The organism is Sphingomonas sp. HT-1 (genome assembly GCF_048568905.1).
GTDB lineage: Bacteria > Pseudomonadota > Alphaproteobacteria > Sphingomonadales > Sphingomonadaceae > Sphingomonas.
The window spans coordinates 1676165-1699812 of record NZ_CP183770.1 but is presented as its reverse complement, the minus strand read 5'-3'; the positions used below and the strand labels follow the sequence as shown (position 1 = coordinate 1699812).

General features: G+C 65.3%; 19 protein-coding genes. 8 read left to right on the top strand and 11 right to left on the bottom strand.

Going from position 1 to position 23648, the window contains the following annotated elements; all coding sequences use genetic code 11:
- Positions 1–525: 525 nt before the first annotated feature.
- Together ACNFJ7_RS07780 and ACNFJ7_RS07775 are read left to right on the top strand one after the other, a co-directional pair.
- On the top strand, positions 526–2673 hold the full coding sequence (locus tag ACNFJ7_RS07780; protein WP_019367772.1) for a TonB-dependent siderophore receptor: 2148 nt from the start codon (positions 526–528) through the stop codon (positions 2671–2673).
- A 1-nt stretch (position 2674) separates the two neighbouring features.
- On the top strand, positions 2675–3958 hold the full coding sequence (locus tag ACNFJ7_RS07775) for a DUF3526 domain-containing protein (protein WP_058805461.1): 1284 nt from the start codon (positions 2675–2677) through the stop codon (positions 3956–3958).
- A 198-nt stretch (positions 3959–4156) separates the two neighbouring features.
- Here ACNFJ7_RS07775 and ACNFJ7_RS07770 read toward each other — a convergent pair whose 3' ends face one another.
- The 3 genes from ACNFJ7_RS07770 to ACNFJ7_RS07760 form a co-directional block, all read right to left on the bottom strand.
- Positions 4157–7270 carry an efflux RND transporter permease subunit gene (locus ACNFJ7_RS07770; RefSeq protein ID WP_019367774.1) on the bottom strand — a complete coding sequence of 1038 codons (3114 nt, stop codon included), beginning with the start codon at positions 7268–7270 and terminating at the stop codon, positions 4157–4159.
- On the bottom strand, positions 7267–8349 hold the full coding sequence (locus ACNFJ7_RS07765; protein WP_019367775.1) for an efflux RND transporter periplasmic adaptor subunit: 1083 nt from the start codon (positions 8347–8349) through the stop codon (positions 7267–7269). The genes ACNFJ7_RS07770 and ACNFJ7_RS07765 overlap by 4 nt, the downstream gene beginning before the upstream one ends.
- 83 nt (positions 8350–8432) lie before the next feature.
- Positions 8433–9047, bottom strand: a complete 615-nt coding sequence (locus tag ACNFJ7_RS07760) for a TetR/AcrR family transcriptional regulator (RefSeq protein ID WP_019367776.1) — start codon at positions 9045–9047, stop codon at positions 8433–8435.
- Between the two features lie 127 nt (positions 9048–9174).
- Between ACNFJ7_RS07760 and ACNFJ7_RS07755 the strand changes: the two genes are divergently transcribed.
- On the top strand, positions 9175–10596 hold the full coding sequence (locus tag ACNFJ7_RS07755; protein WP_236704511.1) for an efflux transporter outer membrane subunit: 1422 nt from the start codon (positions 9175–9177) through the stop codon (positions 10594–10596).
- An 80-nt stretch (positions 10597–10676) separates the two neighbouring features.
- Positions 10677–11486: an oxidoreductase gene (locus ACNFJ7_RS07750; RefSeq protein WP_019367778.1), complete on the top strand. Its 810-nt coding sequence runs from the start codon at positions 10677–10679 to the stop codon at positions 11484–11486.
- A 250-nt stretch (positions 11487–11736) separates the two neighbouring features.
- Here ACNFJ7_RS07750 and ACNFJ7_RS07745 read toward each other — a convergent pair whose 3' ends face one another.
- Positions 11737–12174, bottom strand: coding sequence for an NmrA family transcriptional regulator (locus ACNFJ7_RS07745; protein WP_236704510.1), 438 nt, complete (start codon positions 12172–12174; stop codon positions 11737–11739).
- Positions 12175–12251: 77 nt separating this feature from the next.
- Here ACNFJ7_RS07745 and ACNFJ7_RS07740 point away from each other — a divergent pair, with 77 nt between their 5' ends.
- Positions 12252–12830, top strand: coding sequence for a LysR substrate-binding domain-containing protein (locus ACNFJ7_RS07740; RefSeq protein ID WP_019367780.1), 579 nt, complete (start codon positions 12252–12254; stop codon positions 12828–12830).
- Positions 12831–12849: 19 nt separating this feature from the next.
- On the opposite strand, the gene ACNFJ7_RS07735 is transcribed toward ACNFJ7_RS07740, so the two are convergent.
- Positions 12850–13584 (bottom strand): SDR family oxidoreductase, encoded by a 735-nt coding sequence (locus ACNFJ7_RS07735; RefSeq protein WP_019367781.1) that lies wholly within the window; start codon positions 13582–13584, stop codon positions 12850–12852.
- 131 nt (positions 13585–13715) lie between these two features.
- Here ACNFJ7_RS07735 and ACNFJ7_RS07730 point away from each other — a divergent pair, with 131 nt between their 5' ends.
- The gene (locus tag ACNFJ7_RS07730; RefSeq protein ID WP_019367782.1) at positions 13716–14027 is read left to right on the top strand and encodes an ArsR/SmtB family transcription factor; all 312 of its coding nucleotides are present in this window, start codon (positions 13716–13718) and stop codon (positions 14025–14027) included.
- On the opposite strand, the gene ACNFJ7_RS07725 is transcribed toward ACNFJ7_RS07730, so the two are convergent.
- The 3 genes from ACNFJ7_RS07725 to ACNFJ7_RS07715 all read right to left on the bottom strand — a co-directional run bounded on the left by ACNFJ7_RS07725 (position 14028) and on the right by ACNFJ7_RS07715 (position 15679).
- Positions 14028–14264 carry an aldo/keto reductase gene (locus tag ACNFJ7_RS07725; protein ID WP_019367783.1) on the bottom strand — a complete coding sequence of 79 codons (237 nt, stop codon included), beginning with the start codon at positions 14262–14264 and terminating at the stop codon, positions 14028–14030.
- Positions 14231–14569, bottom strand: a complete 339-nt coding sequence (locus tag ACNFJ7_RS07720) for an aldo/keto reductase (protein WP_272942587.1) — start codon at positions 14567–14569, stop codon at positions 14231–14233. The genes ACNFJ7_RS07725 and ACNFJ7_RS07720 overlap by 34 nt, the downstream gene beginning before the upstream one ends.
- A 393-nt stretch (positions 14570–14962) precedes the next feature.
- On the bottom strand, positions 14963–15679 hold the full coding sequence (locus ACNFJ7_RS07715; protein WP_019367785.1) for a TetR/AcrR family transcriptional regulator: 717 nt from the start codon (positions 15677–15679) through the stop codon (positions 14963–14965).
- Positions 15680–15783: 104 nt separating this feature from the next.
- Here ACNFJ7_RS07715 and ACNFJ7_RS07710 point away from each other — a divergent pair, with 104 nt between their 5' ends.
- Both ACNFJ7_RS07710 and ACNFJ7_RS07705 read left to right on the top strand, forming a co-directional pair.
- Positions 15784–16689: an SDR family oxidoreductase gene (locus tag ACNFJ7_RS07710; RefSeq protein WP_019367786.1), complete on the top strand. Its 906-nt coding sequence runs from the start codon at positions 15784–15786 to the stop codon at positions 16687–16689.
- Positions 16690–16977: 288 nt separating this feature from the next.
- On the top strand, positions 16978–17907 hold the full coding sequence (locus ACNFJ7_RS07705; protein ID WP_019367787.1) for an aspartyl protease family protein: 930 nt from the start codon (positions 16978–16980) through the stop codon (positions 17905–17907).
- Between the two features lie 149 nt (positions 17908–18056).
- Here the strand turns inward: ACNFJ7_RS07705 and ACNFJ7_RS07700 are convergent, their stop codons facing one another.
- The 3 genes from ACNFJ7_RS07700 to ACNFJ7_RS07690 all read right to left on the bottom strand — a co-directional run bounded on the left by ACNFJ7_RS07700 (position 18057) and on the right by ACNFJ7_RS07690 (position 23601).
- Entirely contained in the window at positions 18057–19688 is a 1632-nt protein-coding gene (locus ACNFJ7_RS07700; RefSeq protein WP_019367788.1) for an amidohydrolase, read from the bottom strand.
- 65 nt (positions 19689–19753) lie between these two features.
- Complete coding sequence (locus ACNFJ7_RS07695) at positions 19754–22801, bottom strand: TonB-dependent receptor plug domain-containing protein (protein WP_019367789.1); 3048 nt, start codon at positions 22799–22801, stop codon at positions 19754–19756.
- Between the two features lie 299 nt (positions 22802–23100).
- A complete protein-coding gene (locus ACNFJ7_RS07690; RefSeq protein ID WP_019367790.1) occupies positions 23101–23601 on the bottom strand; it encodes an Lrp/AsnC family transcriptional regulator in 501 nt (166 codons plus the stop codon).
- Between the last annotated feature and the right edge of the window lie 47 nt (positions 23602–23648).

Sequence of the window (23648 nt, the reverse complement as noted above, 5' to 3'; positions counted from 1 at the left end):
TATTGGGACGAAACGGCCGACACCTACATCCTCGGCGCGGAACCGTTCACGGCGCAGTTCTGCCGTGACGCGGTGGCGCTCGCCGATATCGGGCAGGGCATGACCTTGCTCGATATCGCCACCGGCCCGGGCGCGCTTGCCCTGGCGGCGGCCAATCCTGGCGAACGAAAGCCCGATGATCGGCGCCAACCCGTTGATTAGCGGGCGGGGGGATAGCGAAAGGCGTGCCGTGGTGGGCGAAGCAGCAAACATGCTCGGGCAATGGCGGGACGGTGACTGGATCCGGATTCCGGGAACGGCGCATCTGGCGGTTGCCGCTAAGCCGGAAGCATCTGCCGGGTAGATTAGCGGCCCGGGCTGGACGCGCTCTCGCGACCGGTCACACTTTGCCCGGTTCGATCGCGTCGGCTTGCCCCGTCGGGCAGTCGGACGTGAAAATGCGCGCGATTCCAAGTCCCTTGCGCGATTGCTCCCAGTGACTTACGGGGGACGTTATACCGTAACACGGTTGCAATAGGGGGAAGAATGAACCGACTGTCCGTACGGGCAGGCCTGATGCTAGGCCTGCCCCTTATCACCATGCCTGCGTTTGCCCAGACCGGGGAGGGGGAGCATTCGCGTCGCTCGGATATCGTGGTTACCGGGGTTCGCCAGGACGACAGCTACGCCCCCCAGCAGGCGTCCGTCGCCGGCAAGAGCCCGGCGCCGCTGATCGAAGTTCCGCAATCGGTAAGCGTTGTCACGCGCCGGCAGATCGAGGATCGCAACCTCTTCACGATCGGCGAAGCGATGCAGACCGTGGCGGGCGTCACGGTAATGCCGTTCGATGGCACCAACCCCGATTATCGCGCGCGCGGCTTCGTGCTCGACTATGCCTATGACGGCATCCCCTCGACCTTCTCGTCCGGCGTGCCCGAGTTCGACTTGGTTATCTATGAGCGGCTTGAAGTGCAGCGCGGGCCGACCGGCCTGTTCCGTGGATCCGGATCGCCGGGCGGCACGATCAACCTCATCCGCAAGCGTGGACAGGATCAACTCGCAATTTCCGGCGCGCTTTCTGCCGGCTCCTGGAACAACTATCGCGGCGAGTTCGATATCGGCGGGCCGGTGGATGCAGCCGGGCGTCTGCGCCTGCGTGCGGTGGGCGCACTGCACGATCGCGACTTCTTCCAGGCCAAGTCGCATACCCGCAAGCTTACCGCCTATAGCGCGCTCGACTTCGACCTGACGCCGACCACCACGATCGGCGCATCGCTCAGCTATCAGGATACGGTGGCGGACACGCCGATGAACGGGCAGCCGGCCTATGGCCTGCGCGTGAACGGCGCGACGTCGACGCGGCACCCACTGACGGACCAGTTTCTGAACTTCCCCCGCAACTTCCAGCATTTGCCCAGCTGGAACACGTTCACCGAGACCACCACCGAATATGCCGCCGAGATCAAGCAGCAGATCGGCGACTGGTCGGTCGTAGTGCGCGGTCTCCATCGTGACATCCCGCGAGCATGGGAAGACGCATTCGTTCGCCCCGGCACCGGTGTCGATCCCGTCACGCTGACGGCCGAATATGTGAACCGCCGCAGCCGGGGCGTGAACGGCAAGACGTCGGTGGACACTTATGCCACCGGCCCGTTCACGCTGTTCGGCCAGGAGCATGAGCTGGCGATCGGCTATAGCTGGGACAAGCGGACGACTTCGTTCCTCAATCGCACCCAGACGCCGGTCGGCAGGTATTCGATCTACGCTGCAGATTCGATCCCGCTGCCGGGTGCCGCCTTCACCTCAGGCAGCGAAACCGATTTGCAGCAGAGCGGCGTCCATGCCCAGCTCCGGCTGCGCCCCATCAAGGGCCTGACGATCGTCGCGGGCGCCCGGGTCAGCGACTATACCAACAAGTCGCGCAGCATTCCGCCTTCGACGCCTACCAACTTCACCACCGGCGCGCGAGAGCGCGGCCAGTTCACGCCGAGCCTCGGCGCGGTGCTGCACCTGACGGATAACGTCACGCTGTACGCAAGCTACTCCGACATCTTCAATCCGCAGACGTCGCTGCGGGCCAACGGCACCGTGCTCGATCCCCGCGTCGGCGAGCAATATGAGGCCGGCTTGAAGGGGAGGTTCCTGGACGGGGCCCTTAACGCCAGCGCGGCGGTGTTCCGCAGCAAGGACAAGAATCGCGCCCTCGCCGACACGGCAAACCCTGGCTTCTTCGTCGAGGCAGGCGTCGTGAAAATCGAAGGCTTCGAGTTCGAAGTCACCGGGCGCCCACTCCCTGGGTTGGACCTCGTGGCGAGCTACACCAACGTCAGGACCGCGTTCGAGCTCGGCACCGCAGCCCAGACCGGCGCCGTGTTCGACCTCAACACGCCCAGACACCAGTATAAGGCATATGTCCGGTACGAGCCGGTGGCACTAGGCGGCGCCTTTGCCGCTGTCAGCGTGATCGGTCAGAGCGGCGTCATCGCCGGTGGCGTTGCCAGTATCCGCGAGCAAGCGCCCTTCGCCGTAGCGGGCGCCCAGCTCGGCTGGCGTGTCGACGAGCACCTGCGTGCGTTCGTGTCGGTCAATAACATATTCGACAAAATCTATTACCAGCGCGTCGGCTCGATCAACACGTACAACTTCTATGGCGAGCCACGGAACGTCCTGCTGACGCTCCGCGCCAGCTACTGAAATGACAGGCGCGCTCGTTCCCGTCATTGCCCGCCAGCAATGGCGGCTATTGGTACGCGACCGACGGCTTGCGGTGCTGGCGCTTTCGCTGCTGCTGGCATTGCTCGCCGCAGGGATCGCCGGTGCCGCGCTCCACGGCGCACGCGAGGAGGAACGGCGTGCCGCTCAGGCGCAGGAGGCACGGGTCTGGGCATCGCAAGGCCCCGCCAACCCGCACGGCGCGGCGCATTTCGGACGCTATTTTTTCAAGCCGGTCTCGCCCCTTGCCGTGGTCGACCCCGGCCTGCTGCCCCAGCTTGGCACGTCGCTCAAAGTCGAAGCACATGCCAACAATCCGGCACGCAACCGCACGATCGATGGGGGTACGGCACTCGACCGCTTTGGCGCGCTCAGCCCGGCGACAATGCTCCAGCTTTTTGCGCCGCTGCTGGTGATACTTTCCGGCTTCTCGGCCTTTTCGGGGGAACGCGCACGCGGCCTGCTCCGACAGGAACTTGCCGCCGGCGCCTCCCCCGCCGCGCTGATGGCAGGGCGCCTGGGAGGACTTGGCGCGACCGCCGGACTGCTGCTTGCCGTCGCCACCCTGGCGAGCGCGCTGGCGCTGGCGGGGAGCGGCGGGGGCCTGACGGAGTTTTCCGCGCTGCTCTGGATGATGCTCGGCTATGGCCTGTACTTGCTCGCCTTCGCCGCGCTCACGCTGGCGGCGTCGGCTGCCTTCGCGTCCGCGCGGACCGCGCTGGTGGTCCTGCTGGCCTTCTGGGCGATGGCGACGCTGTTCGTGCCCCGTATCGCACCGACGGTCGCGGAGGCGCTGGCTCCAACAGCTTCCGGCCCGGCGTTCGAGGCAGCGGTGACCAGGGAGGTTCGCGAGGGACCGAGCGGTCATGATCCGCAGGACGCGCGGCTCGATCGGCTGCGGAGGACGACGATGCAGCGCTACGGCGTTTCGAAGCTCGAGGATCTGCCGATCGATTTCAACGGCATCGCGCTTTCCGCGGGTGAGCAATTGTCCACCGCCATCTACCGTCGCCACTTCGCAGCGCTCTACGATGGCTATGACCGGCAGGCGGCGATCCAGCGCGGCTTTTCGCTCTTATCACCCTTGCAGGCGGTCCGGCCGTGGTCGGCGGCGCTCGCGCAGAGCGATCAGTATGCGCATCGCCGCTTCCTCGAACAGGCGGACGGCTTTCGCTACGATCTGGTGCAGACCCTCAACCGCGCGATCATCCATCGGCCCAAAGGCGGCGAAGGGCACCACCGTTGCGACCCGGGGTTTAGAAAATAGTAAATACTATACGCTGAGTGCGTTATTTTGATCAGCTTCCAGACTGGATAGTCACTTTTCTAGATTGTCGATTTTTGACAACATGGCATCATATATATCGGTGTCCGCCACAGATAATGCCTTCGAGAACCACGACATAAATGAATTTAGCATTGTGAATATTATCATGACAATTCTCAAATTCGGTAGAATGAATCTTCATGCGGTTGCCGCGTTCTTCTCGTCCCCAACCGTGGGCGTCGTCGCCGGACGGATCCGGAACCACAGCGCGTAAAGTGCCGGCAGGAACAGCAGCGTCAGGATCGTCCCGCCCAGCGTGCCGCCGATCAGCGTGATCGCCATCGAGCCCCAGAAGACCGACTTGATCAGCGGCACGAAGGCGAGCACCGCCGCCAGCGCGGTAAGGATCACCGGCCGCGAGCGCTGCACGGTCGCTTCCACCACCGCGTCATAGGGCGTCATCCCCAGCTTCTCGTTGTCGTGGATCTGGCCGATCAGGATCAGCGTGTTGCGCATCAGGATGCCGGCGAGCGCGATTAGGCCCAGGATGGCGTTGAAGCCGAAGGGGTGGCCGGTCACGAGCAGGATCGGAACCACGCCGATCAGGCCGAGCGGCGCGGTCGCCAGCACGATTCCCATGGCCGACAGGCTGCGCACCTGCAGGATGATCACGATCATCATCAGGAAGATCATGATCGGGAAGATCGGCGCCAGTGCGGTGTTGGCCTTTTCGGCTTCCTCGATCGAGCCCGCCATGTCGATGCGGTAGCCGCTCGGCAGACTCTGGATGATCGGCTGAAGCTTGGCGAGCATCGCCGTCGAGACGTCCGGCGGCTGCAGGCCGTTGGCGATGTCGCCGCGCACGGTGATCGTCGGCAGGCGGTCGCGGCGGAGCAGGATAGGGTCTTCCATCCGTACCTCGACCTTGCCGATCTGGCTGACCGGCACCCGCTGGCCGTTAGCGCCGGTCAGCTGGTAATTGCCGATGCGCGCGGGATCGAGCCGATCGGTACCAGCAGACCGGGCGACGATCTCGACCGAGCGGATGTCCTCGCGCACCTGGGCGACGGGCGCGCCGGTCAGCAGGAACTGGAGCTGGTCGGCGACGTCGCTGGAGGTGAGACCGAACGCCCGCAGCCGCTCCTGATCGAGCACGAAGTGCAGCGCCGGTGCACGCTCGCCCCAGTCGCTGTTGACCGTGCGCATCGACGGATCGGCCTGCATCACCTTCTGCACGCGCTCGGCGATGCCGCGGACGACGGCCAGATCGGGCCCTGCTACGCGGAAGGCGACCGGGAAGGGGGAGGGCGGGCCGAAGACCAGCTGGGTCGCCCGGACGCGCGCGGCCGGGGCGAGGCCGTTGGACACCGCTTGGCGCAGCTTCAGCTTCAGCCTGTCGCGCGCGGCCTCGTCGGGTGTGCGGACGACGACCTTGGCGAACGACGGATCGGGCAGTTCGGGCGAAAGCGACATGAAGAAGCGGGGCGCGCCCTGGCCAATATAGGCGGTGACGATCTTCGCCTCGGGCTGCTTCTGGAGCCACGCCTCGACCTGGCTTGTCGCCGCGCTGGTCTGGGCGAGCGCCGTGCCCTTGGGCATCTGGACCTCGACCAGCAGTTCGGGGCGATCCGAGGTCGGGAAGAACTGCTTCTTGACGAGCGCCATGCCCGCGCCGGCGATGAGGAAGGCACCCAGCGTGAACAGCGTGACCAGCTTCTTGCGGTGCACCGCCCAGGCGATGACGCCGCGGACGCGCTGGTACCGCGGCGTCTGGTAGATGGCATGGTGGCCGCCCTCGATCGGCTTGATATGGGGCAGCATCTTCACGCCCATATAGGGGGTGAAGATCACCGCGACGAACCACGACGCGATCAGCGCGAAGCCGACCACCCAGAAGATGTTGCCGGCATATTCGCCCGCGGTCGATTGGGCGAAGCCCACCGGCATCAGGCCGATCACCGTGACCAGCGTGCCCGCCAGCATGGGTGCTGCGGTATGGCTCCAGGCATAGGCGGAGGCGCGGATGCGATCATAGCCCTCCTCCATTTTCACAACCATCATCTCGATCGCGATGATCGCATCGTCGACCAGCAGGCCGAGCGCGAGGATCAGCGCGCCGAGCGTGATGCGATCGAGCACGCGGCCGGTTGCCCACATCACCACCAGCGCGATCGCCAGCGTCAGCGGGACGGCGGCGGCCACCACCAGCCCGACGCGCCAGCCGAGGCTGATCAGGCTGACGATCATGACGATCGCCAGCGCCTCCAGGAAGGTATGCATGAACTGGTCGACGGCTTCGCTGATGTTCACCGACTGGTCGGTCACCGGCGTCAGGGTCATGCCGAGCGGCAGTTCCTTCTGCACCTTGGCCACTTCGGCGTTCAGCGCCTTGCCCAGGTCGAGCCCGTTCCAGCCCTCGCGCATCACCACGCCGAGCAGCAGCGTCGGCTCGCCGCCGTTGCGGATCAGGAAGGTGGCGGGATCCTCATAGCCGCGCTCTATCTTGGCGATATCCGACAGGCGCAGGCTGTTGCCGCCAACGACGATCGGCAGGTCGCGGATCTTGGCGAGGTCGTCGAACGCGCCGTCGAGGCGGATCGCGACCTGCTGGCCCTTGGTCTCGATCGCGCCGGCGGGGGTGACGAGGTTCTGCTTGGCCAGTGCGACGAAGATGTCGCGCACCGAAACGCCGAGCGTCGCCAGCCGCTGCTCGGTGAATTCGACGAAGATGCGCTGCGGCCGCTCGCCGACGATGTTGATCTTGTTGACGCCGGGCACGTGGAGCAGGCGCTGGCGCAGCAGTTCCGCTTCGCGCGCCAGGTTGCGCTGGGGCTCGCCCTTCGCCTTTAGTGCGTAGAGCGCGAAGGTCACGTCGCCATATTCGTCGTTGACGAACGGGCCCATCACACCGCGCGGCAGCTTGGCCGCTTCGTCGCCCATCTTCTTGCGGGCCTGATAGAACTGTTCGGGTACGTCGGCGGGCGGCGTATTGTCGCGCAGCGTCACCGTGGTGAAGGCAAGGCCGGGGCGGGTGAAGGTCTCGCTGCGATCATAATAGCGCAGTTCCTGAAGCCGCTTCTCCAGCGGCTCGGCGACCTGGTCCTGCATCTCCTGCGCGGTCGCGCCCGGCCAGGCGGTGACCACTGTCATCACCTTGATGGTGAAGCCGGGATCCTCGGCGCGACCGAGCTTGAGGAACGCGATCGTGCCCGCCGCGATGACCGCGATCAGGAAGAACAAGGTGACGGAGCGCTCGCGCACGGCGAGCGCGGAAAGATTGAAGCCGCGCTTCTCGGGTTCGCCGCCGCTCACTTGGCGGCTCCTTCGGTGCGGACTGCTTCGCCTTCGTGGAGCATATGCGCGCCGATCGCGACGATCCGGTCGCCGGGCTGGAAGCCGGTCGCGAGACGCGCGGTTTCCTCGCCCAGCGCGACGATCCGCACGGGGCGCCAGGTCACCGTCTGCTGCTTGCCGGTGCGGAGCAGCCATACGCCGGGGCCATGGCCGGCATCGTGGATCGCACCCAGCGGCACCTCTGCGCTCGCGCCGGCACGTCCGCCGTCGAGCGTGATCGTGACGGTGGCACCCAGCGGTGCCCGCGCGGCACTGCCGTTCAGCACATAGCGGGCCTCGAAGGTGCGCGAGGCGGGGTTGGCCGCGTCCGACAACTGCCGCAGCGCCGCGGTGCCGCTGCCGCCGTCATAGGTGCGCGCCGCCGCGGTGGAGCCGATCGCGGGGCGGAGATCCTCGGGGAGCTGGACCAGCGCCTCGCGCGGGCCAGAGCGGGCGACGCGGACGACCACCTGCCCGGCGGCGACGACCTGGCCGGGCTCGGCGAGCGTCTCCACCACCGTGCCGTCCGCGTCCGCCAGCAACACGCCGTACGCGGTGCCGTTGCGGGCGATGCCGGCCTGGGCCTGGGCGGCGCGCAACTGCGCTGCCGCGGCGTCGGCTGCTGCCTTTGCCTTATCGTAGTTGGACGCAGAGATGGCGCCCGCGGCGACGAGATCGCGCAGCCGGCGCTCGTCGGCGGCGGTCTGCTCCGCGGCGGCGCGCGCCGCCTCGACATTGCGGTTCGAGGCCTGGGTGGCGAGCGCGAGATCGGTGATGTCCAGCCGCATCAGCGGCTGGCCGCGGCGGACGACGTCGCCGGCATTGACCAGGCGCTCGGTTACCTTGCCGGCGACGCGGAAGCCGAGGTCGCTCTGCACCCGTGCCGCGACGATCCCGGTGAACTCGCGGGTGGCGCCCCGTGCGGCAAGCGGTGCCACCGTCCGCACCAGCGGCGGATCGGTGCGGGGATCGGGCTCGCTGTACGAGCAGGCGGCCAGCGCGAGCAGAAGGGGAAGCGCTACGGCCTTGCCGCGGCGATCGAGAAAATGATCCGACACCTACGAATCCTCCAATGAGTTGGAGCGTAGATGTTTTCCTGTGACCAAATTGTCAATACGTCACAACGCCTATGGCTGATGGGTCATGGCGCCAGACTGCGCAGGATGAGCCCGGTAAGTTCGGTCTGCGCATCAGGCAGCAGGTCCAGGTTGCGCTCCAGATGCAGCGGGTCGACAAAGGGCATCATCGCATAGACGATCGCGCGGCAGGTCTCGTCCAACGGCGTCTTCCGCTCGAATTCGCCAGCTTCACGGCCCTCGCGGACGATCTCCGCAATCATGCTCCGCAGCGTATCCTTGTACGCGCGCGCCGAGGCCCAATTCTCTGAGGCGGCTGACGCTGCGATCTCGTAGATCTTGCGATCGTCGAAGAAGAGTTCCACGCTGAGGCCGGTTATACTCTTGAAGAAGCGGCGAAATCTGTCCGTCGCACTCTCGCCTTCGGCAACCGCGATCCGTGCTTCGCGCACGATTCGCTCCAGCCGGGCGCTGCAGATCGCCTCGCCGATCGCCTGCTTGGACTCAAAGAACCGATAGATATAGGCCTTGGAGAAGCCGATCTCGCGGGCGAGGTCGGCAACGGTGGTCTTGGCATAGCCATAGCGGGCGAAACAGTCGTTCGCCGCCTCGATGATCTGGTCGCGGACAGCATGTTCGGCGGGGCCGCGGGCGGGGGTGCTTACGAGGTTCTCGGTCATGGGCCTCAGATACGCATTCATCCGTGGATTGACAAACTGTGACCGATCAATGCATCAGTCACACGAGAGTTCCAAACCAGGTGATGCCATGCGCCCATCGCGATCGACCCTTTCCCTCGCGGCCGCCGTGTTTCTGCTGAGCGGCTGCGCGACAGGTCCGCGCTATGCGGTTCCGGCGACGCCGGCGCCTGCGCACTTTGCCTATGGCTCCGCAGTGGAAGCCCGTGCCGCCAGCGTCGAGCGTGCTGATCTGGTCGAATGGTGGCGCGGGTTCCGCGACCCGACACTTTCGACCTTGGTCGAGCGGGCGGTGGCACAGAATCTCGATCTCCAGCAGGCGGTCGCGCGCGTCACCCAGGCCCGCGCAGCGCTCAAGGGTGCCAATGCCGCGCTGCTGCCGGTCGGGCAGGTGAGCGGGCAGGGCGGCGGGATCTACCAGTCCAAGGAAACGCCGATCGGACGGTTGGCGAGCGCCTTCCCCCAGTTCGAACGCTCGACGGAAAGCTATGAGCTTGGCGTCGGCGCAAGCTGGGAACTCGATCTGTTCGGCGGCCGGGATGCCGCGCGGGACGCAGCGCGCGCCGACTGGCAGGCCTCGGCGGCCGGGGCGGTGGCTGCGCGGCTCACGGTGATCGCGCAGACGGCGGACACCTATATCCAGGCGCGCGCGCTCCAGGCGCGCCTCGCGATTGCTCTCGACCAGCTGAAGACGCAGCAGGGGCTCACCGATCTTGTCCGCCTGCAGTTCGAAAAGGGCGTGGGGGCCGAGTTGCAGCTTCGCCAGGCCGAAGGCGCGCTCGGGCAGCTTCGGTCGGCGGTGCCTGCGCTGCAGAACCAGCTGGACGTGACCCTGCACGCCCTCGATGTGCTGGTGGGCGAGCAGCCGGGCACCGCGAGGGAGATGCTTGGCGACGAGGCGGCGATACCCGCCGCCCCCGGCATCGCTTCGATCGACGGCCCGGCGGAATTGCTGCGGCGCCGGCCGGACCTGATCGCGGCGGAACGCTCGCTGGCCGCTTCCAATGCGCGGATCGGCGCGGCGATGTCCGAATATTATCCCAAATTCTCGCTGAACGCCTTCCTCGGCACCGCGACGACCAGTGCCGGCGGGCTGTTCGGCGGCGGCGCGACCCAGGCAAACGGCGTGCTGGGCCTGCGCTGGCGTCTGTTCGATTTCGGCCGGGTCGATGCCGAGATCCGCGCCGCCAAGGGGCGCAATGCCGAGTTGCTGGCCGCCTATCGCCAGGCGGTGCTGCGCGCCTCGCAGGACGTGGAGGATGCTTTCTCCACCCTGGTGCAGCAGGAGGCGCGGGCCGAAGCGCTCACTGCGGCGGAAATGTCGCTCGCGCGGGCGCGGGAAGCATCGTTCGCCGCCTACAAGGGCGGGGCGGTCAGCCTCGTCGAGGTGCTCGATGCCGATCGCCGCTTGCTCGAGGCCCGCGACGGCGTGGTGCAGGCGCGGGCGGCGGCGAGCCGGGGCGCGGTCGCATCGTTCCGCGCGCTGGGCGGCGGCTGGGATCCTGCCGGGCCTCGCATCGCAAGCAACTAAGGTGCGGGTATTTGCCCCCGTGCTGCTCCCAAGCTCCTGAAACCAGGCCCGTGTGGCGGGCGATCTGAGGAAAGCAAGCAATGGCTACCATGGAAGCATTGCCGGTCGCGCTCGTGACCGGCGCATCATCGGGTATTGGGCTGGCGACCGCGCAAGCGCTGCGCAGCGCAGGCTACCGGGTGTTCGGAACCGGCCGTCGGGCAGACGGATCCACCAAGGAGGGCATCACCATGCTCGCCTGCGACGTCACCGACGATGCATCGGTCGCGGCGACGGTCGCCGCCGTGCTGCAACGCGCCGGCCGGATCGATCTGCTGGTCAATAATGCCGGTTTCGGCATGGCGGGGGCGGCAGAGGAAACCTCGCTCGAGCAGACCCGCCAGCTCTTCGAGGTGAACCTCTTCGGCCTGATCCGCATGACGCAAGCCGTGCTGCCGCACATGCGGGAAGCCGGCAGGGGGCGGATCCTCAACATCAGCTCTGCCTTCGGCTTCATGCCGGCGCCCTACATGGCCGTTTATGCCGCGAGCAAGCATGCCGTCGAAGGCTATTCCCAGTCGCTCGACCACGAGGTTCGCAGCTTCGGCATCCGGGTAATCGCCGTCGAGCCGGCGAACACGAAGACGGCGTTCGACGCCAATCTCGCCTATGGCGACCGGCATCTCGACGCCTACGCCACGACGCGGCCAATGATCCACTTTATGCTCAAGGGCATGATGGAAACCGGGGACGAGGCGAAGGTGGTGGCGGACGCGGTCGTGGCCGCCGCGTCCTCGCCCAAGCCCCGGCTCCGCTGGCCAGCGGGCAAGGGCAAAAAGTTCAGCCTGCTCCGCCGCTTCGTGCCCGACGACGCGTTCGACAAGAGCCTGCGCAAGCAACTGGGACTGTGAGAAAGGGCAGCTGCGAGTTATAGACTAACCGGCTCATTACCAGCTGCCTGCCACGGCATCATTGCCGAAACGCTCGGGACCGAAGCTAGGGGTAGCGCGGGCGGCGACAGGAGCACAACGAGATCTGCTCGATGCGCAGGTCGCATCGACACCACCCGACTTCGCCCGCGTCCGTCAGGAAGGGGATTGCCGAAGCGGGCCAGCCGCCGGACTCGTGATCCGGAGACTGGCGCGGCGAGAATTCGGCCGGTCAGGCAGCCGCCAATGCGACAGCGGTTTCCCGGTAACCGTGCAGCGGGCGGCCCAGCATCGCGGTCAGGCGTTCGCGATCGCCATCATCCGGGATCATGCCGTCGCTAACATAGCGCTCCGCCATCAGGCGCATTTCATAGGCGGTCCAGCGCGGCAGGAAGGTCGCCATATTCTGCTCGAACGCACTGGGGTCATCACCGCCATAGACAACCGGGCGGCCCAGCACGTCGGACCAGATCGCCGCGACGCTTTCGCCCGTGAGCGTATCGGGACCGACCAGGTTGATCGTCTCGATCGGCAACTTCTCAGGCGCGCGGTCGCGGCGCAGCAGTTCGAGCGCGGCGACCTCCGCAATGTCGCGGGTATCCACCATCGCGACGCCCTTGCTGCCGATCGTCATCGGGTAGACGCCGTGTTGGAGGATGACTTCCTTCACCACCGCTTCGTTGTCGATGAAATAGGTCGGCCGCAGGATCGTCGCGCCGAAATCCGCTGCTCTTCTCGCAGACCGCGATGGGGCGGCTGGCAGCCGACTTCGCGCGGCGATACCCCGAGGTCCGGCTGGAGGTCACCGCTGACGATCGCGCGGTGGAGATGATCGAGGAGGGCTATGATCTGGTGATCCGCGTCGATCCGGCTGCCGACGATGCGCTGGTCGGTCGGCCGTTCCTGCACGATCGGCTGGTGGTGGTGACGAGCGCGCAATTGGTGCTGCCGGAAAGTGGCGCGGTTCCTGCCGTGGTCCGCGGCGGCGATCCGGCGCGGAACTGGACGGTCACGGGCATAGACGGCACAAACGAAATCGCGATAGATCCGGTGCTGCGGCTGTCGTCGCTTGTGATGATCCGGGATGCGGTCCGCGCCGGGGGCGGGGCGGCGCGGCTGCCGCTATCGCTGGTCAGCCGCGATATTGCCGCGAAGCGGCTGACATGGAGGGGCGATGTGGCAGGTTCGGATATCGCCTTGTGGGCGCTCTACCCGTCGCGACGCCTGCTGAGCGCCAGAGTGTCAGCGTTTCTCGACTTTTTGCGCGAGGCTTTCCCCAACGGAACGCCGGAAGAACTGGCCGCCTATCTTGACGACCAGCCCTGACCTGTGCGGAGGCTTCGTCTTACGCCGTCGCGCCGCCATCGATGTTGAGCGTCGTGCCCGTGATGTAGCTGGCATCTGGTCCGGCGAGGAACGCGACCGCACCCGCGATCTCCTCGACCTTGCCATAGCGCCCGAGCGGGATGGCGCTGAGGATCTGCCCGGCAAAGTCGCTGTCGGCCGGGTTCATGTCGGTATCGATCGGCCCCGGCTGAACGGTGTTGACCAGGATGTTGCGGGCCGCGAGGTCCTTCGCCCAGCCGCGAGCCAGTGCCGCAACCGCCGCCTTGGTCGCGCTGTAGACCGTCGTCGCGGGGAAGGCCATCTCGCCCGAGATGCTGCCGATCAGGATGATGCGCCCGCCTTCGCGAAGGTGCGGCAGCGCCGCGCGCGTGCCGATATGCAGGCCCTTTACGTTGACGGCAAACTGGCGATCATAGGTTTCGTCGGTGTCGTCGGTGACGGTCGAGAACTCCGCCACACCCGCATTATGGACGAGGATGTCGATCCCACCCAGGGCGGCGGCGGCCTGTTCGACGCCTGCGCGCTGCGAGGCCGGCTCGGCCGCATTGGCCTGGAAGGCGAAGGCGGTACCGCCGGCGGCTTCGATCGCCGCCACGGTGGCGTCCGCTGCCGCCTTGTTGCCGGCATAGGTGATCGCAACCGCCGCGCCGTCGGCTGCCAGTCGCTTGGCGATCGCGGCGCCGATCCCGCGCGATCCGCCGGAGACGAGCGCCTTTTTGCCCTGAAGTGACATGTAGATCCTCCGAAAATGTGGCCCGCGATCACGGCGTCGTGCGCTGTCGGCAGGCAAGGATATGGCGCGTCAGTTCAACAGTTCAACATTCCCGAACTATTAAATTTATCACAGCGCCCTATATCAATCGCATGGCCCGCTTCACCCATCCAAGGCTGGAAGACGTCCCGCTTGACCTGGCGCTGCATGCGCTGGCCGATCCCAATCGGCTGGAGATGGTCGCGCGGCTGGCGGCGGCCGAGCGGTTGCGCTGCACGGATGCCGCGCCCTGCGAAGCCATCCCCAAGAGCACGCTGTCCAATCACCTTAAGCTGCTCCGCGCGGCAGGGCTGATCAAGACGACGCAGGTGGGGCGCGAGATGATCAATAGCTTGCGGCGATCCGAGTTCGATCGCCGCTTTCCGGGGTTGCTCGACGCGGTGCTCGCCAATCGGCCTGGCTGATCACCTGCCGATTCCGTCGAGCTTGGTGACTGCGTCCTGCGGCAGCGTCAGCGATGCCTCGTCGCCGCGGTGGCCGAGGTTGTACTGGTTCTGGACGCAGACGATCTCGGCGATCGCCCGTGCTTCCTTGAACTGCGTGCGTGTCACGTTGCTGAGCCCGATATGGCGCACCAGCCCTTGCCGTTGCAGGTCCGCCACCACCTTCAGCGGTGCGGCGAGCGATCCTTCGCCGGGCAATGAACGTCGAACATCAGGCGGAGATTGACGACGTCCAGTGCCTCCAGCCCGAGGTCTTCGAGATTATCGGCGACGGCGCGTGCCAGTTCGTCCGGCGCGAACGCCGGCAGCCAAGAGGCATTTTCACCCCGTCGTGCGCCGATCTTGGTGCCGATCTGCAGGTCCTGCGGATATGGGAACAGCGCCTCGCGGATCAGCCGGTTGGTGACGTGCGGGCCGGAAAAGTCGCTGGTGTCGAGGTGGTTCACCCCCGCGTCGATGGCAGCGCGCAGCACGGCCCGCGCCTGATCGGGGTCGCGCGGCAAGGCCTGCTGGTGCCATCGGCATCGAAAACGAAGCTGGATTTCCGCAATGAGTCCCTATCCATGATCATCGCAGGAAACTGAGAAAAAACGGGCCTAACCGGTCCGATATCTCTCATAATGTTCCGCTGTGGCCCACGCAAAGGGGACCACGAACGCTTCAGGAGTCGTGGCCCCATGCTTACCGTGGTCCAGCTCTGAGCGCTTCAGCCTGCACCCTGGCGCTTCAAGGTTTTCAACTCGGGCGGGTCCATCTGCTCGTCCAGCCTGATGGCGCCTTGCTGTGGCGATTCCGCTATCGATGCTCTGGCGAGCGGAAGCTGTCGCTCGGCAACTTCCCCCTCTACGCCCGCCGGCACACGGGATTCCTGACACTGCCATCGAAAGCTGCCGCGTCTAGCCCGGTTCTCCGGCATCAGTCGACAGGCGGTCCAGCAGCTCGCCCAGTAGCAGGCGCTCGCCCGGAGAAAGATGCGCCACAGCGTTCAGATGGGCCCGCAATCCAATTGCCAGCCCCCTAGGTTCTGCGGCAGAGCGCGTAGGCTCTTCGACAAGCACTGCTAGGCACGCTTCCAGCGCCAATGGAGCAAGGAACGGATCGCGATCCGCTGCCGGACTGGCGAGCAGGGTAGCAATGATTCCGGTGCCGGCGGCGTGGATCAGCGCGACGGCCCGCTCCACGGGCACGCGGAGCCGACCGGCACGCGCGATCCGTTCGACCCGCGCGCGCAGAATATCCATGCCGGCCAGCATCGCGGGAGACGGAGGGCCGGCGCGGCCGACCTCGCTCATAATCGCGAACACAGCCGGGTTGGCCACGCCGAACTTCACATAGGCGCCCCAAGCTTCACGCAAATTCTCCACCGGATCAGGATGCGGCGCGACCTGACGCTTGCTCGCCACGAATGCGGCGAGGCCATGCTCGGCCACTGCGTCGAGCAATCCGCGCTTGTCGCCGAACAGCCGATAGATGGTCGGAGCCTGCACAGAGGCGGCGGCAGCTACCGCGCGCGTCGTCAGGGCTGGGACGCCGCCCGCAAGGACCAGCTGCGCGGCCGCTGCCAGGATGCGCGCTCGCGTATCGGGAATGTCGTCGTCGTTGCCAAGCTTCATATCGGTACGCTTAGCATCGCTACATACTTGCTGATAGCGCTGCTTGCATGCGCCTGTTATCAATGATAGCAATATTTCGTTTCCGATGAAAACAGGAGTTCCGCATGATCCTCGTCACCGGTGCCACCGGCAAGCTCGGGCGCCAGATCTTGGCTGAACTCCGTAGTCGGATGGATCCCACTAAACTGGCGATCAGCGTGCGTGATCCTGGCAGGGCGGCCGACCTCGAAGCCAGCGGCATTCTGGTCAGGCGCGGCGACTATGCCGATCCCGTCAGCCTGACTGATGCGTTCGAAGGGGCGCATCAGATTCTCCTGCTATCGTCGAATGCGCGCGCATCAGGCGGCGACGCGGTAGCCCAGCACCGCAACGCAATCGAAGCCGCGCGGGCGGTGGGTGTTCGGCGGATTGTCTACACGAGTCACATGGGGGCATGCGAGACGTCTGCCTTTTCGCCGATGCACGACCATGCTGCGACCGAGGCATTGCTTGTGGAGTCCGGAATCGCCTGGACTGCGCTGCGCAACGGCTTCTACGCCGCGACAGTAACGATGCTGATGGGTGGCGCGGCGGACAGCGGCGTGCTGGAAGCGCCCGAAGATGGCCCCGTCGCGTGGACAGACCATGCCGATCTCGCAGCGGCGGCTGCTGCCGTCCTTTGCAACGAGGGCAGCTTCGACGGACCGACCCCACCGCTCACGGGTGAGCAGGCGCTCGATCTGGCGGGCATAGCGACGCTGCTTTCAGGCCAAGCGGGGCGGACGATCGAACGCCGTATGGTGTCTGACGAGGAACAGGAGGCATGGCTGTGCGCGCGGGGAGTGCCGGCAGGCGCCGTTGCTATGATGCTCGGCCTGTATCACGCAGCGCGAAACGGCGAGTTCTCTCGCACTGACCCCCTGCTCAGCCAACTGATCGGCCGGAGGCCGATCCCGCTGGCCGAGGTGCTTGCCCGCAACGGCGCTGACAACGCGATCGTCACATCGCCCTCTTCCTCCACGCCCCGATAATGCACACACGCGGCACGCATCTGGATCAACACGATGGCCGAAGTGTCGATGCCGTGGAGGAACCGGCGCTTGAAAGTTGCTGCTCTGCTTTCTGTTAAAAGGTGGAATGCGCCCAAACGGGCGTCACTCTAACAACGTCACTTCAGAGAAGTTGGGCGGTCGCTTCTCAGCTAATCCAAGTGCCCGTCTTCGGCCTCTGTGGGGCGCCACCGCAAAGGGAGTACATCTCTACGACACCAACCAAGCTATTCGTTTGCTGGCCGATCGTAGCTCGGCTAGGCGGGCGCTATGCGACTGCTTATCCTATGCCTGGCCGCGATGCAGCCGAACGGCGCGCAGGAAAGCGTTTCGGCCAGTCGGCCGGGTCGCGCTGCTGCTGCTCTCCGACTGCGACTGGCCGACCCGGCGGATCGGGCTCCGATGGCGTATGACACCGCGAGGAACAACATTCTGTTCCAGGCGACGATCAACGGCCGACCGGCTACAGTGCTGCTGGACAATGGCGCCGACCAAACGCTGGTCGACCGGGGTTTTGCAGAGCGGGCGGGGATCGGGTTACGCGCTTCGGCTCGGCGCGTCGTGACCAGCGCGATGACGCAAGTCGCTACCGCGACGACCGACCCGGTGACACTAGAAGCGACACGGAGTTTCCGAGTCCACGGAGCAATGGTGGCGCTGGACCTTCGTCCGGTCGAGAAGGCGCTGGGCAGGCAGGTGGACGCGGTGCTTGGCAGTGACGTACTGGATCATTTCGCCGTTCTGATCGATCCCCGCAGCAGGCGGTTGTCGTTCCATCAAGGCGGTAGTGCCAAGCCGATGCCGGGCACTACCGTACTGCCGATCGCGGCTGGCTCCATCGTCGCGGCCGAGCTCAACGAGCAGAAGGTCGGCCTGAGGATCGATCTCGGCTATAGTGGCGTCATCCGTCTGTCCGACGCAGCGTGGCGGCGCGTGGTTCCTGCCGGTTCTCCGACGCGTGACGGATCCCAGACCTCCGCAGATGGAACCACGCGCGCCACCCGCGTTGGTCAGGCGGCGCTGCGGATGGGCACAGTTCGGATCGAGCGTGTTCCCGTCGATAGCGGCTATGTTCCGGAAGGTAAGGCGAGCGGTCTGCTGGGCAATGGGTTTCTATCGCGCGGGCCATTCATCCTAGATCTGAAGGGGCGCCAACTGCTGCTTCTCCCACAGCAGGCGAAGGAACCACGCACACCCTGATTTACCGCCCGGCATGCGCAGAACAACGCTCGATATAAGCTATTGCAAATCATTAGCAAACGAGGCAGCCTTGTTATCGATGCGGCAGCTCGGCGCCGCCAACAAAGGAGAGCCGGTACGCCTGGGTGACGCACCGGCTGCAGTCATTCCTACTTTGCGCCGAGATTGGGGTATTTGATGCCGAGCTGATCCAGATAGCTGGGGTATTTTTTCGGATCGTAGTAGAACGGCTTCATCTTCGGGCGCAGCCGGTCCATCAGCTCCTGGTTGAGGTGGATGGCCGGTTGGTCCGTAGGGGCGAGCACCGGATCATATTTCTGGTCCTTCAGTTGCACGTCGCGGAAATAGGCCTTGGCGTCGTCCAGCAGCTTGGGATCGGTCATCAGGTCTAGCACCGTCATCGAAACCGCCTTGGCGCCGGCGACCGCGCCCTTGTGTGCGATCGGCGTGGCCATCGCGATCGCGGAAAGCACGTTGTGGCCGATCATACTGGGGATGTTGGAGGGGAAGCGGATGGTGATCGTCGGCACCGTCCACATGATGTCGCCAATGTCGTCCGATCCGCCGCCGAGCGAGCGTTCCCGCGTCTCTGGGGTCGACAGGGGACCGATCTCGGTCGGTAGCGGCTTTACCGTGCGGCTGTTCGCTTCCTGTACGGCGCGGGCGAAGGCCTGGTCATCCGCAGTCCATTTCGGCATGCCCACCGCCTTGATGTTCGCATAGGCCGCCTCGGCCATCGGCTTGTTTGCGAAATTGGGCGCGGCATAGCCGAGCAGGCGGCGATCGACTGTGGTTCCGGTCGCCTTAGCGGCCGCTTCCGAAATCTCGTTGCCGATGTTGAACAGGTTGCGGACGCTGTCGAAATTCTGTTCGCGGAAATAATACCAGACCGATGCGACGTCGGGCACGATGTTCGGCTGGCCGCCGCCATTGGTGATCACATAATGCGAGCGCTGCGTGACCGGCAGATGTTCGCGGCGGAAGTTCCACGCTGTGTCCATCACCTCGACGCCGTCGAGCGCGCTACGGCCTTCCCAAGGCATGCCGGCGGCATGGGCGGTCTTGCCGTGGAAGGTATATTCCACGGACACCAGCGCGTTGTTGCCGAGATTGCCATAGGCCGTCCCGAAATCGCTGCTGACATGGGTGAAGATCGTCGCGTCGACATCCTTGAACAGCCCGGCCTTGACGTAGAAGGCCTTGGCGCCGAGCAGCTCCTCCGCCACGCCGGGCCACAGCATCAGCCGGCCCGGGATCTTGTTCTTTTCCATCACCGTCTTGGCGGCGATCGCGGCGGCAATGATCAGCGGCATGCCGGCGTTATGGCCCTCGCCGTGCCCCGGCGCGCCGGGCACCAGCGGCTTCAGCGTGGGCGAGCCCGGCACCTGCGAAAGCCCGAGCAGGCAGTCGACGTCGCTGCCCAGCGCGATCAGCGGGCCGCCGCTGCCCCAGGTCGCAGTCCAGGCGGTCGGCATGCCTGCGACGCCCTTGGTGATCTTGAACCCGTGCTTCGCGAGGATCCCGGTCAGATACTCCATCGTCTGATATTCCTGGAACCCGGGTTCGGCAAAGCTGAAGACGGAGTCCACCATCTCCTGCACCAGCTTGGCCTGGCCATCGACATGGGCAACGGCATCGGACTTCATCTGGGCGACCTTGGGATCGACAGCGGCCGCCTGCGGCGCGGGCCGATCGGCGGGCGGCGGCACCGCAAGGGCGACCTGGGTAAGCGTGGTGCTCGCGATCAGCGTGGCAGCGAGCGTGCGGGACAGGATGGTCATGGCCGGTCTCTCCTAGAGGCAGCGGGAAGGACAGCCGGGGGCGCGACACCGCGCCCCCGGCGGGATCAGAAGTGGAAGCGCACCCCCAGCCGGTAGACTCGGCCGAGCACATCGTAGAGGTTGCGGTTGGTCTGCGGATAGGCGGGCGTGTTGTTGCCGGTCGGACCGTTGGCGACGAGCACCGGATCGGCATCAAAGAGGTTGCGGATCGACAGGAAGCCCTGGAACTTCACGCGACCCACCGCGAATTCGCGATTGGCTTGGAGATCGAAATAGATCGCGCCCGGGATGTGGTTGGTGTTCACCGTGCGATTGGCGACGGTGGAGACCGGGCAATCGGTGGAACAGACGATGTAGCTGTTGTCGTACACGCCGCTGCTCACGCCGCGGCCGACGAGCTGGAAGGTCCAACTGTCAATGTCGTAACCGGCTGAGAAGCGATAGCTCCAGCTGGGCAGGCTGCCCGAATTCTGGCCGGCGGCCTCGGTTGGCACGTCAATGCCGTTGTTAGTGTAGAGGCTGAGGTTGCGGGTGACCAGGGCGCGCAGGTTGAGCCTGCCTGCGCCCAGGTTGCGGCGATAGCTGAGTTCGAAATCGATGCCTTTGGACTCGATCGAGACGAAGTTGGTCGGCTTGAGCTCGATGTTGGTGATGAGCAGCCCCGCAGAGGTGACGCCGCGCCCGCCGGTGGTAGTGATCGCCGAGCAGGCGTCGGCATTGGCCTGTTCATAGCATTGCGACACGAGGGTCTGCGCAGTGATCGTGTTGATGGCGCCGTCCAGCTTGATCCGATAGAAATCGACCGAGGCTGCGAGGCCAGGCACGAAGCTGGGCGTGAACACCGCACCGACACCCAGCGTCTTGGCGATTTCGGGGTTCAGATCCGCGTTGCCGATCGTCGCTTCGAGGAACTGGTCCGCGCGCTGGGTGCCGTTGGCCAACGGCACGTTGACGGTGTTGGTGCGCCCGGTAGCGGCGGCGAACAGCTCGCCCAGATTGGGCGCGCGAATGTCCCGACTATAGGTAGCGCGCAGCTTCACGTCCGGAACGGCCTGCCAGGTGACGCCTGCCTTCCACGTTGACACGCTGCCTGAGGTGGAGTAATCGGTCAGCCGAACCGCGCCGTTAAAATCCGCGCCTTTAAAGAGCGGAACCAGCGTTTCGACATAGCCTTCCTTGACGTTGTACTTGCCGAAGCTGGGCACATAGTTGCCGTAGATCCAGGTCGGCGTGGACACCCCGTTGGTGACGCTGGGCTGGAAAAGCGGATCCACGAAGCCCGATACGGATTCTCGCCGCCATTCGCCGCCGAACGCAAGCGAGATGGGACCGGCCCAGAGATCGACCAGATTGTTGGTGGAGAAGTTGAACGCCGCAACGTCCTGCTTCAGCGTTTGATACCGCAGCGGCTGCTGACCGTTGTAGAAGATATAGTCGAGCGCCGCCTGCGAGACGCCGCCCACCCCGATGCGGTTGATCGGCACGCAGCCATTGCTGGGACTGGTCAGCGTCGATCGGCAGACGACCGTGCCGGCAGCGATGCCCGCGCTGTTTCCGGCAGGCGCGACCACCGCATCGGTGGCGAGCGCCATACGAGACGTGTTCCAGGCATTGGTCAGCAGTTCCTGCGTCTTGGTAACACCTTTTTGGTAGTAGGCGCTCCAGGACCAGTTGATTGCTCCGATGATGAACTTTCCGTTGCCCCCTACGACGTAGCGATAGACCTCGCGCGTGTTGTCGCTGCCCTGGGGCGGGATGCCGGCGTTGCTGGTGCCGATCGACACGGTGCTGATGCGGCTGGATGCCGCAACCGAGGCGTTATAGGCGGCCACCTGGTTGAGGAAGGATTGCGGCAGATAGGCGTTCACCAACCCGCCATTGGCGGCGCTGGGCGCGACCTGAATCGTCACGCCGGTGGACGGCGTTTGCTGATAATAGCTCTGCCCTTCATAGCGGCTGTAGGCCGCCTGCCCATAAAGCTCGATCGCGTCGGAGAATTCGTAGCTCACGCGGCCGAAGCCGCTGCCACGGGTTTCGGACGGAAGCAGGGTGGCGCTGCCGAGATGGCCTTCGCGCGTCAGCTTATAGTCGCCGCCGACCATCCACTGGCCGTTGACCTGGCCAAAAGCCAGCGTGCCGGTCGTCGCCTTGCCGGTCGCCGGATCGATCGTGCCGAAATAGGTGCCGCGGAACGGACCCGTGCTGATCAGGCCGCCGGGCGTGAACTGGCTGGTGCCGATGCCCGACTGGATCAGCCGCGCCGGATAGCAGATCGTCGCGGCGCTCGTGTCGCTGCACGCCGCCGCCGAATAAGCGGGATTGTCGATCTGAAAGAAGCCGGTGCTGTTCCAGTCGCGGTCGATCGTCTGAATGCCGGTCTGATTGAAATATTCGCCGCTGACGAGAACATGGCCGCGGCCGCCGGCAAAGGGTGTGCCCGCGGTGAGCGACGCCTTGTGGTTCGGCCCGTCGCCATACGTGGTGACGCCAAATTCATAGTCACCGGAGACGCCGGTGAATTCCTTGTCGAGAATGAAGTTGATCACCCCCGACACCGCGTCCGACCCATAGGCGGAGGAGGCGCCGCCGGTGACGACCTCGACGCGCTTGATCAGCGCCTGCGGGAAGGTGTTGACGTCGACCACGCCACTGGTCGCGGAGGCGACCGAACGCTGGCCGTCGAACAGCACCAGCGTACGACTGGCACCCAGGGCGCGGAGATTGACGCTGGCAATGCCGGCAAGGCCGTTGCTGAGCGAGCCGTTCGAATTGGCGGCGGTGGAACTGCCGCGCACCGCCGGCAGGGTGTTGACCAGATCGGCGATATTGGCCGGCGCCTCGGTCTGGATTTCCTTGCTGCTGATCACGCTGACCGGCGTCGGCGCGCTATAGCCATCACGCTCGATGCGCGATCCGGTGACGACGATGTCGCCGGCCTCGCTCGCGATCGGTTCGCCGGTGAGCGGATCGACGGGAACCTCGGGCTTGCCGCCGGGCGTGTTGGTGGTCTGCCCTTCGGCAGGCGCGGACTTCTCCGGCCCGCGCGCCTCTGTTTGGGCAGCGGCCGATCCGGCCCAGGCGAGGCATAGGATCAGCGCGCCGGGCGCGACCATCCCGTTCCGGGCGAGGCGCTGAAGTCTGGATGGACGCGAGGACGTGCGACCGATGCGACTGTTTTGCATGTTTGGAACCCCCGTGGTGACGTGCCATCTCTCCTGATCGTTGGTTCGTCCTGCGTCGGGTACGTTCCGTCGTTGCGCCGCCCCTGTTGTGCGTTGCAGTGTAATCGAGACGCGCCGCGGCTTCTCGGCAAATTGGCGCCGGGATGGTCGCGGCAATGATGGAATCTTTTGGAAAAGTCCGCTTCTGCGCCGGATTCGTGCGCCGTAATACTTTTCCTTGAAGTTTAGTATCAGCGGCGACGATTGGATTCGAGCGCAACCGGCGCGACGATCCGCTTCTCCACCGAACGCATCAGGAAGCTGCTGCGGATGCGAGCGACATGCGGCAGGGTCGAGAGTTCGCGGCGATAGACGCGGTCGTAATCCTCGAACGAGCGGACATGGATCATCATGATGAAATCGGTCTCGCCCGAGACGAAGCTGCAGAACGACATGGACGGGCACCGCACCACCGCCGACTCGAATTCGTTAAGTGCTTGTTCTGCCTGAGAACTCAATTCGATGGAGACGAGCACGTCGATGCCGTAGCCCAGTGCCGCCATATTGAGTTCGGCTGTGTAGCCGCGGATCACGCCGCGCTCTTCCAAGATCTTGCGGCGCCGCGCCGTTGCCGTGCTGGAAAGATGCACGCGCTCGCCCAAGGCAACGTCCGAACTGCGGCCGTCTGCGACGAGATGGTTCAGGATACGAAGATCCGTCGCATCCAGCTCATCCGTGGTGGATTCGTGCACGTCGCGCCCCTTTCGTCGAACAAATCGATCGTTTTGGCATCATAAAT

What these genes read in the sequence shown, in the direction of transcription:
- ACNFJ7_RS07780 (WP_019367772.1), top strand. Translation starts at nt 526, where the DNA reads ATGAACCGACTGTCCGTACGGGCAGGCCTGATGCTAGGCCTGCCCCTT.
- ACNFJ7_RS07775 (WP_058805461.1), top strand. Translation starts at nt 2,675, where the DNA reads ATGACAGGCGCGCTCGTTCCCGTCATTGCCCGCCAGCAATGGCGGCTA.
- ACNFJ7_RS07760 (WP_019367776.1), bottom strand. Translation starts at nt 9,047, where the DNA reads ATGACCGAGAACCTCGTAAGCACCCCCGCCCGCGGCCCCGCCGAACAT.
- ACNFJ7_RS07750 (WP_019367778.1), top strand. Translation starts at nt 10,677, where the DNA reads ATGGCTACCATGGAAGCATTGCCGGTCGCGCTCGTGACCGGCGCATCA.
- ACNFJ7_RS07740 (WP_019367780.1), top strand. Translation starts at nt 12,252, where the DNA reads ATGGGGCGGCTGGCAGCCGACTTCGCGCGGCGATACCCCGAGGTCCGG.
- ACNFJ7_RS07735 (WP_019367781.1), bottom strand. Translation starts at nt 13,584, where the DNA reads ATGTCACTTCAGGGCAAAAAGGCGCTCGTCTCCGGCGGATCGCGCGGG.
- ACNFJ7_RS07730 (WP_019367782.1), top strand. Translation starts at nt 13,716, where the DNA reads ATGGCCCGCTTCACCCATCCAAGGCTGGAAGACGTCCCGCTTGACCTG.
- ACNFJ7_RS07715 (WP_019367785.1), bottom strand. Translation starts at nt 15,679, where the DNA reads ATGAAGCTTGGCAACGACGACGACATTCCCGATACGCGAGCGCGCATC.
- ACNFJ7_RS07710 (WP_019367786.1), top strand. Translation starts at nt 15,784, where the DNA reads ATGATCCTCGTCACCGGTGCCACCGGCAAGCTCGGGCGCCAGATCTTG.
- ACNFJ7_RS07705 (WP_019367787.1), top strand. Translation starts at nt 16,978, where the DNA reads ATGCGACTGCTTATCCTATGCCTGGCCGCGATGCAGCCGAACGGCGCG.
- ACNFJ7_RS07700 (WP_019367788.1), bottom strand. Translation starts at nt 19,688, where the DNA reads ATGACCATCCTGTCCCGCACGCTCGCTGCCACGCTGATCGCGAGCACC.
- ACNFJ7_RS07695 (WP_019367789.1), bottom strand. Translation starts at nt 22,801, where the DNA reads ATGGTCGCGCCCGGCGCGCTGATCCTATGCCTCGCCTGGGCCGGATCG.